The sequence below is a fragment of the Microcystis aeruginosa NIES-4325 genome (assembly GCF_008974145.1).
Classification (GTDB): domain Bacteria; phylum Cyanobacteriota; class Cyanobacteriia; order Cyanobacteriales; family Microcystaceae; genus Microcystis; species Microcystis aeruginosa_G.
In genome coordinates this window covers 1-13,312 of sequence record NZ_BJKP01000002.1, presented here as the reverse complement: position 1 = coordinate 13,312, position 13,312 = coordinate 1, and the positions used below count along the sequence as shown (strand labels likewise).

Genomic DNA, 13,312 nt, shown 5'->3' with positions numbered 1-13,312 from the left:
AGGACATAACCCTAATTAGGGACAGTAAATTGCATAAACTTGGCAGGTATTGCACACTGATTTCCAGAATCCCCACTATTGCCATCAATCAAAATATAGGCTGTTCCATCAACGATCGCTAATCCTTCTGATGACTGGGGTAATTCTCGAAGGATTTCAGGTTTAAGAATCGTATTGGGTTTGAGATCCTCAGCCGATAGTTTCCAAAAAACGAAATTATCTTGACCATCTTTCGGCCCGCCAGCAATTCCCCAAATCTGGTTATTATCAAAGGTAATTTCTCTGATTCCCCGTCCCCCTAAATCTAGAAGTGTTGCACCATCGAATTGATAGTTATCCAGATTAGCCATTGATAGTAAAACAGCATAATTCTTAGCGTCTAATGTGACAACGGGAGAACGTAAGCCAATCCAAATCTTGAATTTTTCGAGGGATAAAGGCTCAGGAATGGCTACTGCTCCTTCCGCATTAAAAGCATTGGCTTGTTCACACGCCACTTTATCTCCTAATGATTGATTAGCCTTGGTTTCCGCCTCATCAATAGTACGACTCACGGCACTGATAATCTTGTTAGAATTCACATCTAGACCTTGAAAGAGAACTTTAGAATCGATTTGAGGACTTTGGATCAGTTCACCAATAATTTTTAATTGATTTCCCGACAATTGAGCCTGTACAAACCGTTGTCTATTTGCTTTGATCTCACATTTATTGTTACGACTGTGAGAACCGAAGAGAAGAACTTTATTATCATCTAATTTTGCGATCGCTTCAATGTCACTTATTTTTTTCTCTAAGGCTAACTGACTTTGACGAGTTGAGTCTAATTGCTTAGAACTCACAGAATAGAGAAAGAGAGCGTCTTTTTGTTCATTATCTGCTACTAAAAGGCAATTTCCTTCTGATTCTGGACAGGTTACTTTTACGACAGCAGATGGTTCACAGACAGGATATTTTCCCAGTGTTGATACATTGTCAGCCTTAATATGAGCCATCGGGAAAAGCCAACCGAGAAGAAGAGCCAAACTAAGTGCTGATAATAGCTTGAAAAGGTGGGTAATTTTCATAGAAACAGTCCTTAAATTATGAAACACTCGATCGGGGGAAGCTTAATTCAGGAAAATAGTAATAACTCCCCCCATATTTATGTTGACAATTTTAGGTCAATGCGGTGTAAATTTCCTCCGATATTTCGGTATCTTTATAGTATTCAAAGTTAATTTCTTGGACTGTTTCTGTCATGGTGAATAAAACATCTTCAATCTCACGAATCAAGGTTTCTAAATTCGTTTTTTGGATTAATTCCTCAGCAATAACATGACCGAGAAGTGCCATCACTTTAATCGTCACAGGTAAGACATATTCATAGGTATCTTTGAATCCCGTCATTAATTCCTGATCAAATCGTTCTTCGTCCCAGTGGGAATATGCTGTTCCTGGACCATAATCGGTTTCAACAAACATATATTGTAGTTCGGGAATCTTCTTGATTGTTTCGGGTTTAAAAGCACCCGTATTTTGATAAAACAAATTCATCCATTGATCCCAACCAAATCCTAATGTATGTCCAATTTCGTGAATAATTGTGCCAGCAATACCATAATTAGTAAACGTTCCAAGATACTTAGTATTAAACTCAATCTTGCCATAGACGGTATTGCCTTGTTGATAAGGTTTATAGGCTCTAGCAATCACAGAACCAGGACTATAAAATGTTCCTAGTCGGATCACAATATTAGACTGAGGAATGACAAAACGATTCCAAAAGTTACAGGCTAATTTAGCGGTTGCTTTCAGCTTCCCATTGTCATCGTTTAAGATTTGGTAAGTAATCACCGTGCTTCGGTTAATATTTGGGCGAATGATATTGACATGAGGACTATAAGCAAACCAGATGACTGAACCATTGACAGGGGAAGATAAAAGCAATTTCCAATGATTATGATCCACCCTGTCATACTGTTGAATCTCAAGTTTCGATCCAGCTAATAAAGTAAATTTTTGTCTTGGATCGGTTATCTGTGTACTATCAATGGGGTATTTTTTAATGACAGTATTTACCAATGCTTCGATAGCTTGAGTCGTCATAAACTTTTCTTCTCCATTGCCAATAAAATCATTTGAGCGCACAATAGTATAAGGTTTATCGGGATAAAAATTGTGGTCTTTATCCATCTCTCCCCGCACATAAGGAGCAAGGGGTGCAACAGCTTCTATGTCACGATGAAAGGTCAGAGTTTCTAATTCAACCCATCCACAATTGCTATTTACTCCTTCAGGTTTAGAGATAGCTGTACCAAGAATTTCAGAGACGGGAAAAAAAGGTTTTTCTCCACCGATTATTCCTTTGATATAAGCTCCTTTAGGGATGCGTGCTACCATGTCTCCATGAAGGCTTAAATCATCGAGTTCTAGCCATCCAGGGATGCCTTGGTTGGGATTGAGTTCTCCAGGGATTGATATCATAATTAAGTCCTCAAATAAGTGATCATAATTATTAAAACTAGGAGAGCATTAGATTCACTTTGCCCTACCTAACAAAAAGTTTAAGTTTCTTTGACTTCTGCGTATTCGTCAAAGACAAAATGAATGTCTCGATCGCCTTGACTTTTATCTAGCCATTTCAGCCAATAGTGTTGCCATCCTTGGTAATCAAGTTAAGTCAATGCCGACAATATTTTATCTGTGATTGCTTAACTTGACGTGAATTTTTGGACAAGGAATTAAGCAATTGAACACCAACGGACAATGGTGTAACCAATAACACCGGGATCACCGTTGCTATTTAAATCAGTCCAGAATCTGGTGTATTCATTAGGAGGCATGGTTTGACAGCCCGCACTACCCGTATTCTCTACGCCTCCTTTATGGAATAACATTGAAGTTCCAGCAGAAGCACGAGGTTCATTAGGTTGAAATAGGCCATCGTGACTGGTATCTCGTTCCGCCATGGCTGATGCGGTAGGACACAATACTTTACCCAAGGTGGCACTTGTTCCTGTTTTATATTCGTAATAACCCTCTGGTAAACGCCCTAAATCCTTCCGTCCATCCCCATTTGCATCAACTCCATAGCGACCTGTATATTGATAGGAAGGTTCTGTATTAGAGGTGTACCGCTTGACACATTTCTTTCCTGAATTGTCTTTCCAGATCATGAAAGTTACATCATCATAAAGACCTTTCCCTTGATTGACTTTTGTACTGGTTTCCTTCCGGAAAGAGATTAAGTTGCGTTTACGCAATGTTCCGCCATTATGGGTGATAATCTCGGCACAATAATCGTATTGCTCACTTTCCGATAGATTAGAAGCAGGAGGGTTGATTCCCGAACCCATCAGGCGATCAGAGGTTAAACTTTCTAGAACCCAACCGGAACAAGGTGAACTAATACGAAGCCATCTCGCACCTTGACTATCCAAACCAGCATCTACGACAGTTAAAGCCGTGTTATTGTCTAATTGACCCACTTTTTCATAGGTAGTTCCAGGTCCAGAGCGCACATTTAAGGGAGGATTGGCATCAGCAGCAAAGACTCGATGCAGCGAGGAAGTTAAAGAAGTAAAGACATAACCTTCCACAGGTTTATCAATGCGGAGCCAATTGTCATCCGTCCCTATCACGTTTAAGGGTGTGCCATTAGTCAGTTCTGTCACCACTGAAAAGTTTGTTCCTGCTCCTGAACGGACTTTTAAGGGCGGATTTGGGTCATTGACAAACACGCAATAGGAAGATTTTGTCAAGTCACGATGAACATAACCTTCAATCGGTTTACTAATTTTCAGCCAATTGCCCTCTTCACCTACAACCGTTAATCGTGTCCCGTTATCTAAACGCCCCACAGGATCATAATTACTTCCTGCACCTTTCCGCACATTTAAAGGCGGATTGGCATCACAGACAAAGACGAATTTTTCGGACTGAGGTGGATTAACGATGGGTGGTTGACTTCCTAAATATTCCTTAACTCCCGCACAAATTTTCTCAACAATTTGCTGATAACCGCCATCTCTCAACCAACGAGCATCTTCATCATTGTCAATGAAGCAACTTTCAAGCAAGATGGTGGGCATAGTACAATCATGGGTACAATTCCAGACACGACTATACCAGTCATGGGCAAAGGGCGTTCCAGCATATTCATAACCCCGTGCTTGTAAAGGCAGTCCTCGGAAGTGTTTATCCATGATTTTGATAAATTTCTCAAATTCTGGACTCCGATTCACATAAAATAACCACCAACCTTTTGCCTGTCGGTTACAAGCATTATGATGCAGACACAAACAAACATTTGCACCACTGTCATTAGCTCGTTGTTGCAAGGTGGAAAGGGAAGCTAATTCATTTTCTTGACGACAGATAATCACTTGATAATTGCCTTCCGCTTCTAAACGGGCTTTAATTTCCACTGCTTCTTTCCAGTTGTAGTCTTTTTCCCGTAAATTTAACGTATGGTTGACTGCCCCTGAATCTGTCCCTCCATGTCCTGGCATAATAGCAACTTTGAAAATCCGTGATGGAGGAGGTTGTTCTCCACCATATTCATCTAGCAAGTTTTGAGCTTCAGGGAAAACATTTTTGACCTTACTGACATAGTTTGGGTCGGTGGCATAGCCCTTTTCCCAAATATATTGTAAATAGCCTTCGGGATCATTATCATAGGCTTCCCATCCCTGATAGGGGGAATTCGGACGACCGATAAACCGCCAATATCCCATTGCGGCCTGTTCTGCGGTTTTCCAATGACACCAATAACAACCATTGGGTTCGCTAGGGGTAACTAACCAAATTTGATGGGTGATTTTTTCGGTGTAATTGTCGTCAATTTTATCTCGCCATTTGAGTCCACCGGGGTTTCCCGCTTCTTGAAAAAGTTTACTCGTACCTCGTGCAGATTCAACGATTGCTTGTGCTAATTGAACAACCCGTAATTTGCGATACCGAGTGGGAATTTGTTCGGTGGTAGCAACGGCACGCACATAATCAGTCCATGAGAAGATCATAATCGTTTCCTCCTATTATTAAACAGTTTCCAAATACTAAAAGTTAGGGAATGTAAATTAATTGATTACTGCTCAAAATTCTTAAGATTTTCCTTTAAGTAAGCCAAGAGAATCTCTAGACGTTTTGCTTCCGCTTCAGTCACTCGTTCACCTTTTTGTTTTAACTCAAAATACCGCTTAGTAGAACTAGCTAAACGAATAGTTTTACCCAATTCTTCTAAAGCATTGAAGTAGGGAATCACAGTATTAGAAGTGGTTAGAGGATAGTTAGTAGTTCTGTGGTAAGCTTCTAATACTTCAGTGGCTAAGTTTTTCTCGATTTGACTGGGGGCTAAAGTAATCCCTTTTTTGATGTTAACTACAATGTAAGGACTCACGGGTTTATTATTAGTTGCAGTCACAATTCCGTCTGAGCCCATTTTCAAGGTTTCTATCTCAACGGGTTCAAAGAAAAAGGCATAAGCTCCTGTTTGTAAGGGAGCTTCTCCAATCACAGGTCTTTGCTCAACGTTAGCAGGATAAAGACCAAAAGTTGATGTTTTCACTTGGGGTTGAAATCTAGCTTCAAGAACAGTGGCTAGAATATTATTAATGCCCTGTAAGGCTGTACTTCCCAGTGTTGTATAAGGTATTAAACTAGGAAAAGCCGCCCCTACAGTTCCCACAACTTGCTTCAATGAATTGGTAACTTGTTCTAAAGTAGAACGTCCTAATCCTTGACAAAAACTACTAAATGATAAATACAATCGCTGAGATTTTTCATCTTTTTGAAAGTCTTCAATGACAGCAACATTTTCAGCCCAAATATCTGTTACATCTAAAGTCATTCCAGAGATGTGATTAAGATAGTGAACCTTTAAAATAGGGGTTTCTTGATCTCCTAATCCTATCTGACTGACAAGGGCGAAATAGTTATTATCCCACTGTCCTGCTAAATAATCACCTTTGTATTTAGTGTATAGTTGCAGTGAAACTGTATTGATCGAAATAGTAAAATCCTCCGCAGGAGCAATTAAAGCATCATTATCCTTGATATAGGGATCAAGTAATTTTCCCGGTTCGTGAAGAGGAACTCTAGCAATAGTTGTCGTGGTCATTTGATATTCTCCTGATGGCATCAATAATGCAGTTAATACATCTAAGCAATTACTGTTGTCCCGGTGATTAAATCTTTAAACTTTGCTGCAACCTGATTTTCCCAAGCCTGAAAAATCATATCATCTTCAAATAATTTTTGAGGATTAATGGTAGAATTAGGATTGATCAGAACTCCGATATCTCGGTATTCAGGTTGCTCATCCAAAGCGTAAGCCGCTAACTCACTACAAATCCATTTATCAGGACAATTGAGAGCTTCAGACAGTAATTTTTTGACTTTTTGCCGTGATAAAAGATTGAGTATCTGACCGGGTAAACTTCCAGAAAAGGCATGAGCTAGGATTAGTTTATAGTCATATTTTTTACCTACTTCTGGTTTGAGAATCTTAACAATACGTTCTGCAATCTCATCAGTTAAATCTTTGGGTTTGCGGAAGAAAATTTGGCAATTAGAAGGTTGAAAATAGGGTTCTAGAGGATTTTCTTCTACCATATTCGTGCCAGCATTCGCTTCAATACAGGTATTTTCACCCGTAACGATGAGAGCGTGAGTAGCATAAATATTGCTCATTTTATCCCACTTAGTAAAATAAGCAATTCCTCGACCGACTGGATGTGTTCCGTCATAGGTAAAACCGATGTAACCCTTGTTATAGTTAACTCCGTAAACAGGGTTCAAGGTGACGATTTCAAGTTCGGCTTTTTGTTGTAGTTGAGTAGTCATTTTTTTGCCTCTCAGAACGTAACAAAGGACGTTTCAACTCTGTTCGGAAGTGAAATAGATGAGTTAGATAGCTGGCGTGACTAGGTAAAATCAGATGCGGTATTTATACTTAATACTTTAGATCGTCTATCGGAACTTGTTACCCTAAAAACTGCAAATTAATATATTTCTTGAGGTTTCTATATATAAGTTTACAGAATATTGTTGAGCTATTTATTAATAAAAAAAGTTGAGTTTGATTGCAAACAATCTTAACACCTAAGCTCGCCAATCTGAACTTTAGCCGATTCTCGATCGCAATTTTAGCCCACCCTAACACTTCCCTCTTTTCCCACGAAGATTTTTACCAAGAAAAATGATCTGTCTGCCTGAGAACAGGCTATAGTGATCATCAAACCCTCAGTGAAAAACTTCCCGTGTCTTCAGTATTCCGCCTTCCTCGCTATTTTTCTCCCGCTCTGCAGCGTCGAGTCATGAAAACTCTCGCGGCAAAAAAAACCCGTCAATTCTTGACATGGGCGGCAGCTTGTGCTAGTTTTTTGATCCTCTGGGCGTGGAATTGGCAGTTAGTTTTGGCCACTTCAACCGGGGTGGGGGCGATGATTGGAGTTTACCATCTCCAGGTGCAAAACTGGCGATCGCTGTGGCTGTGGTGGCGTGCTTTTTTCAGCGCCGACAGCGGTAAGTTAACTTTAGCGGTAGTCTGTGGCGGTTTAGGCAGTTTAGCCACCTATCTCGCTGTGGCAATTTGGACCTATGCCGAAAATCGCTGGTTGGCCCTGGCCTCAATTTTGCAAGGATTTGGCACGGTTTTGACTTTAATCCTGCTAGGATGGCATTTTCTCGACCATCGCGGTCAAAATGAGTCAAAAAACTTTGATCGCTGGTTAGAAAAATTAACAGTCAATGATCCCTTAATGCGCTTAATGGCAGTCCGACGTTTAAGTGAAATGGAACTTTCCCCCAGTCGTCGAGAACAATGCCAAGAATACTTCCGTTATCTTCTCTCGCGAGAAACCGATACGCAAGTGCGATCAGCTTTATTGGATAATTTTTCTGGCAAAGAAGCAATCAAACCGCAACCTTTACAAATACCCCTACAGGTGAAAAAATCCCTCTTGAAATATGATTAAAAAGCTCTCTGCTATTAGCAATCAGCCCTCAACTAAAGCTGACTGCTAGAGGCTGAGGAGGATATTTTTTTACACCAAAGTTAACTCGCGCTCCTCGATATTTTGGAACATCAGCGTACTCAGATAACGTTCTCCAAAACTAGGCTGAATCACCACAATTAATTTACCATCATTTTCCGGTCGTTGGGCCAGTTGAATCGCAGCGCAAAGATTGGCACCGGAAGAAATCCCCGAAAGTAAACCCTCTTCTTTTGCCAAACGACGACCAAATTGAAAAGCTTCCTCATCACTGACAGTAATTACCTCATCAATCAGATCTGTGCGTAAAACTTCCGGAATAAAACCCGCACCGATACCTTGAATTTTATGGGGACCGGGATTACCACCAGAAATCACCGGACTATTGAAAGGTTCCACCGCGACTACTTGAAAACTAGGTTTACGCGATTTAATCACTTCAGCGACTCCCGTAATCGTGCCGCCAGTACCCACACCCGCAACAATAAAATCTACCTGTCCCTCCGTATCTTGCCAAATTTCCTCAGCGGTGGTGAGACGGTGAATTTCTGGGTTAGAAGGGTTGCGAAATTGTTGCAACATATAAGCGCCGGGGATACTATCAACGATTTCCTGAGCGCGTAAAATTGCCCCTTTCATACCTTGGGAACCGGGGGTAAGTTCTAGGGTAGCACCGTAGGCGTTTAACATCGCCCGGCGCTCTAAACTCATCGTTTCCGGCATAGTTAAAATCAAGCGATAACCCTTAGCTGCCGCAGTCATCGCTAGAGCAATTCCCGTATTGCCAGAGGTGGGTTCCACTAAAACCGTGGTTTCTGGATTGATTAAACCCGCTTTTTCGGCGCTATTAATCATGTGAGTGCCAATGCGGTCTTTGACGGAAGCAGCGGGATTCATCCCTTCTAATTTCATCACAATTCGGCCAAGACAGCCCTCCGCCTGGGGAATCCGATTCAATTGTACTAAAGGAGTACGGCCAACCAATTCGGTGACATCGTGAGCGATACGCATGATATTTTCTCAGTCTGGGTGATTCGTGTGCTTAGTTATAGCGGTAAGCTCTCAGCTTTAGCGTTTGAGAATTTCCTCACTAGCCAAGGAGGCGCTATATAGCTCACTTATAGCAAAGGCCAGCCCTAGATCGGCAAAATTTCCATTTTCCTTTGTTTCTTTAGTCAGTCCGAGTTGATTCCCAGAGACAGGCAAAACTACCATGACCGATAAGATTGCTTTTTTCCAAAAGCTTATACTTGTACTAAAATAACTATGGATAGTTTACTAAAGTCAGAATTACGGTCATGACCATTAAATCTAATCTAGCCCTATTGAAAGAACAACACATAGAAATTAAGGGCTATTTGAGCGATAGGTTAAAAGCACGTCATCTAGAATGGATTGTAGAACATCTTGATGATCCTGTAGCGGCGGAATTGTTCCAGATTATCATACAAGAACGAAATGATCGAGCCAAAGTTAATTCAAATCAGTCCTTGCAAATATCCAGACACGAGGGCAAAATTGAACAGTTAGGAAAAAGTAATCAGAATTTATCCAACGAGAATGTTGAGCTTAAACAAGAAGTCAGTTATTGGCAAGAAAAAGTTAATGAGTTGCTACAAAAGTTAGAGCGGTTACGTCAAGATTTATTAGACTTTGATCAATCTGAGGTTTATCGTTTAGGTCAATGGTTAAAGGCTAGTTTATCTAAAACTGGCTGGGAACGTCAACAGGCTTTACTAGAAAAGGAATTAGTTCATAAAGACAGTTATAATCTAGCGGTGAGCGATCTAAAAAATACTATTCAGGAACAACAGGATGGGATTACACAAATAAAAGAGCGAGCCATCTCTACAGTTGAATCTCTGGAAAAAACTAATGATAAACTACGAAGACAACTGGGGGATATTAAAAAGTATATTATTAATAACTATGGCGATAAAAAGTGGCAAGAAATCAGTCGTTACTTTGCAGATGACCAGGAACTCAAGCAATGAATTTACTAGAAGAAATGAGCTATCGCCAATGGCAAAAAAGAAATAGTGAAGTATTTCATGGCCTTTCCCTAGAGCAACAAAGACAAGCGAGAAAAAAGGGCTATTATAATAGCGGATGGGGAAAGGTTAAAAGCTCTTGGGAGCTTCTTCAGGATTTTAAAAATAATACTTATAAAGTTGTCAGTTTATTCCAGCATGAATTAAATAAGGGAAATCTCGACAAAGCCATTGATTTAGCAATTATTGAGTCTGAAAAAGCTAAAAAAATGTCTGAAGAAGGAAAACAAGGTTTAGAAAAAATCTCTAACAATTTGCATGAAATAGCGGCTAAAGCTTTGTCTAAATATCCTTTATTATGATTGATATGTACTGCCATGAATAAAATATCAAAATCAAAGTTATCTCAATTATATAGCTCCGATGAAATTGCAGAAATCTGGAATTCTAATCAACATCTAGCAGTTATCGAACATCCCGAAAAAGGATTAATTAGCCCGAATCAATATCGAACAATGGCCAAAGAAAACCCCTGTCCTTTTTGTGGTAAAAAGATGAAACATGGCGAAGAATTTAAAACTTCTTCTCAGTCAGAAGCTATCAAAAGGGGTTACGAATATAATAATTATCAAGGGAAAAAAGTTATTAATCAAATCAATTATATATTTTTTCATCCCAATTATGTCACTATCGATCATATAATTAATAAGGTTCGCTGTCCCGAAAAATTGTTTGATTTCGACAATTTACAACTGGTATGCTGGCAGTGTAACCAAGCAAAAAGTGATGATAATGCCTATGAACTTCGTCAGACTTATGAGTATTTATCTAGCCTAGTCGATGAAACAGCACTTCGTTATCCTCTTCTTGGAAAGACTAATGACTTAGCCGAGTTTAACAAACTTTAATTTTAATCAACCTTAATTAAGTTTATAATGGGAGCAAATAGCAAATTTAATCGAAACCCCATAGTAAAATTCCCCTATAATTGAATTGAGCTAATCTGAGTCAAAATCAATAACTTGTTTGCTTTTGCCCCACGTCTAAAAGAGAAAATTTACACCTATCATTACGTCGCACTTGAGAAAAGGAGCATTTAAAGTCAGGCTAAATTTTTGTAAAATTTTCTTGACTATTATGACAAAAGATGCTAATTTTTAGGACAATTACCAATAGTTTTTGCTAAAACCATCACAAATTACTGGCAAGTTTAATTATTAAAAGAGGGTGAGCGCCGATGGTCAAACCCGAAACCTAGCTGCTAAGAACCGAAAAAGTTGGGTTAGTATGAGGGGAGATACCCTCTGAGGAGTTGCACTAATTATATGGACATCAAATTAATCTTGTTGGCATTAACGGCTGTATTCACCGTATCTTGTCTCTTTTTCGGCACCCGCAACGGTTTTTACGATAGCGATAACTACGATGGCAATGGTTCGGCTCACTAACCAGTCATCATAATCAGGGTTGCCATGGTTCAACGCTCTACTGCTGTCTGGGGGTCGAAATCCCTTTTATCCTGTTTACCTTTTGGTGTTGGTCACGCATCAGAAGGAGTTTGTCTCCTACTGAAAATCGGTCCCTATCGCATTCTTTTAGATTGCGGTTTGGCCGATATGCAACCCCTCACCCAAAACAAAAAACCCCCCGTAGATCTGGTGTTCTGTAGTCATGCCCACAGCGATCACATCCGTGGGTTAATGGCTCTCCATCAGACCTATCCCCAATTGCCAGTTTATGCCAGTGAGGTGACAGTGCAACTGCTGCCCCTACAATGGCCCGATTCTGCCGAGGAAATCGGCAGTTTCTGTCAGGGTTGGCCATGGCGATCGCCGATCGCTCTCTTTGATGATCTCACCGTCGAGATTTTTCCGGCTGGCCACCTGCCTGGGGCTGCCGTGGTCCTATTCACCTACAAAACCCCCAAACGCACCTATAAAGTCCTCTATACTGGCGATTTTTCCCTGTCTAATTTTCAACTGGTGGAAGGATTATCGATCGATCTGCTGCGGGGAGTATCCCCCGATGTGCTGATTATTGAGGGCAGTTACGGCACAGAACGCCATCCCCACCGACGACAGCAGGAAAAACAGTTGATGAATCGCATCTATCATGCGATCGCTGAGGGACAAAATGTCCTACTACCCGTCCCCGCTTTGGGATTGGGTCAAGAAATTTTAAAATTACTGCGATCGCACCACCAATTCACGGGCCGTGACATTGATATCTGGGTTGGAGGCAAGATCGCTAAAGCTTGCGATGCCTACCTGGAAATTTTACCACAATTTCCCGCATCTGTCCAGAATTTTGCCAAACATCAGCCCTTATTTTGGGATGAGCGCATCTGTCCCCGGTTGCGAAGGTTGCCAGAAAAACCGACACCTCTAGGGGGAACCACTCCGATAATTTTACTAATCGATCGCCTAGAGGAGGTGAGTACATATCTACAAGGGGATAAACCTTGGTTAATGTTAGTTCCCCAACACCTGCACGATATCACCCTGGAGAATCCCCGATTAAAAGCGGCACAGCGTTCGCAATTAATTAGCCAAGAAACCTATCTACTGGCCGAACATAGCGATAGTCGCAACACCACCCAACTGATCCATAACCTGCGACCGCAGCATATCATGTTCGTCCATGGCTCGCCCCTATATCTAGCGGATTTGACCAGTTTAGAAGAATTACAAAGCCGTTATCAACTCCATTCTCCGGCCGTGGGAACCCTGGTGGAATTGCCTATTGGCGATCGCTTTCTGCAACCGACACCCCCGGCCCCTAGTCACTATGAGGGAGAATTAAATGAATCGGATTCGATCATCACTATCACTTTACCAGAGTCGATCACCCGGGATCCCCGGTGGAGTAATTTCGCCGATACGGGACTGGTGGAAGCGCGCTGGCAAGGGGAAGAATTATTATTGCGGGGAGTCTCCCAACGGGAATTATTAAGCGAGAGTCCTAATCGCATCACCAAAGCTTTAGAGGAGATGGATTGCTGTCGTGTCTGTGTCCACTACAAAAGTCAGCGCTGTTTGAATCCCGCTTCTCCCCTCTATGGTTTTAAAGTGGTTGCCGAAGGCTATTGTCCCGTTTTTGAAGCCAATATATAGTTAGGGTCTGCCTCCCTACAGAAATACTAAAAAATTAAATTTTAACTCAGGCTCTGTAAGACTTTTAGCCATAGCTAGTATATTCCTAGGGGGGAGGTTCAGAAATATAGTTATTTCAAATAAGAACGAGACACTAGGCGACACAATAAGTACGAATAATTTCATCAAGGGGTGTCCCCACAGGAGCATACATTCTTGCCCTCTTTAATGCACTAAAATCATGTTCGATATC

General features: G+C 40.9%; 12 protein-coding genes and 1 pseudogene. 6 read left to right on the top strand and 7 right to left on the bottom strand.

Annotation, left to right across the window (positions count from 1 at the left end):
- Nucleotides 1–11 precede the first annotated feature (11 nt).
- The 5 genes from MiAbW_RS01220 to MiAbW_RS01200 form a co-directional block, all read right to left on the bottom strand.
- On the bottom strand, nt 12–1,094 hold the full coding sequence (locus MiAbW_RS01220; RefSeq protein WP_238707164.1) for a DUF3616 domain-containing protein: 1,083 nt from the start codon (nt 1,092–1,094) through the stop codon (nt 12–14).
- Between the two features lie 64 nt (nt 1,095–1,158).
- Nucleotides 1,159–2,466: a leishmanolysin-related zinc metalloendopeptidase gene (locus MiAbW_RS01215; RefSeq protein WP_110578787.1), complete on the bottom strand. Its 1,308-nt coding sequence runs from the start codon at nt 2,464–2,466 to the stop codon at nt 1,159–1,161.
- 257 nt (nt 2,467–2,723) lie between these two features.
- A complete protein-coding gene (locus tag MiAbW_RS01210) occupies nt 2,724–5,003 on the bottom strand; it encodes an SH3 domain-containing protein (RefSeq protein ID WP_110578788.1) in 2,280 nt (759 codons plus the stop codon).
- Nucleotides 5,004–5,068: 65 nt separating this feature from the next.
- Nucleotides 5,069–6,100 (bottom strand): hypothetical protein, encoded by a 1,032-nt coding sequence (locus tag MiAbW_RS01205; protein ID WP_110578789.1) that lies wholly within the window; start codon nt 6,098–6,100, stop codon nt 5,069–5,071.
- A 41-nt stretch (nt 6,101–6,141) separates the two neighbouring features.
- A complete protein-coding gene (locus MiAbW_RS01200) occupies nt 6,142–6,825 on the bottom strand; it encodes a hypothetical protein (protein ID WP_151694584.1) in 684 nt (227 codons plus the stop codon).
- 416 nt (nt 6,826–7,241) lie between these two features.
- Between MiAbW_RS01200 and MiAbW_RS01195 the strand changes: the two genes are divergently transcribed.
- Complete coding sequence (locus MiAbW_RS01195; RefSeq protein ID WP_151694583.1) at nt 7,242–7,958, top strand: hypothetical protein; 717 nt, start codon at nt 7,242–7,244, stop codon at nt 7,956–7,958.
- Nucleotides 7,959–8,027: 69 nt separating this feature from the next.
- Here the strand turns inward: MiAbW_RS01195 and cysK are convergent, their stop codons facing one another.
- On the bottom strand, nt 8,028–8,987 hold the full coding sequence (gene cysK, locus MiAbW_RS01190) for a cysteine synthase A (RefSeq protein ID WP_151694582.1): 960 nt from the start codon (nt 8,985–8,987) through the stop codon (nt 8,028–8,030).
- A 287-nt stretch (nt 8,988–9,274) separates the two neighbouring features.
- Here cysK and MiAbW_RS01185 point away from each other — a divergent pair, with 287 nt between their 5' ends.
- The 5 genes from MiAbW_RS01185 to MiAbW_RS01170 all read left to right on the top strand — a co-directional run bounded on the left by MiAbW_RS01185 (nt 9,275) and on the right by MiAbW_RS01170 (nt 13,080).
- On the top strand, nt 9,275–9,970 hold the full coding sequence (locus MiAbW_RS01185) for a hypothetical protein (RefSeq protein WP_151694581.1): 696 nt from the start codon (nt 9,275–9,277) through the stop codon (nt 9,968–9,970).
- Complete coding sequence (locus MiAbW_RS01180) at nt 9,967–10,329, top strand: hypothetical protein (protein WP_151694580.1); 363 nt, start codon at nt 9,967–9,969, stop codon at nt 10,327–10,329. Before MiAbW_RS01185 ends, MiAbW_RS01180 begins: the two co-directional genes overlap by 4 nt.
- A gap of 15 nt (nt 10,330–10,344) precedes the next feature.
- The gene (locus MiAbW_RS01175; protein WP_151694579.1) at nt 10,345–10,875 is read left to right on the top strand and encodes an HNH endonuclease; all 531 of its coding nucleotides are present in this window, start codon (nt 10,345–10,347) and stop codon (nt 10,873–10,875) included.
- Between the two features lie 417 nt (nt 10,876–11,292).
- On the top strand, nt 11,293–11,415 hold the full coding sequence (locus MiAbW_RS20380; RefSeq protein WP_002737208.1) for a hypothetical protein: 123 nt from the start codon (nt 11,293–11,295) through the stop codon (nt 11,413–11,415).
- Between the two features lie 24 nt (nt 11,416–11,439).
- The gene (locus tag MiAbW_RS01170; RefSeq protein WP_151694578.1) at nt 11,440–13,080 is read left to right on the top strand and encodes an MBL fold metallo-hydrolase; all 1,641 of its coding nucleotides are present in this window, start codon (nt 11,440–11,442) and stop codon (nt 13,078–13,080) included.
- Nucleotides 13,081–13,213: 133 nt separating this feature from the next.
- On the opposite strand, the pseudogene MiAbW_RS01160 reads toward MiAbW_RS01170, so the two are convergent.
- Nucleotides 13,214–13,312 (bottom strand): annotated as a pseudogene (locus MiAbW_RS01160) (IS630 family transposase); the annotation flags it as partial.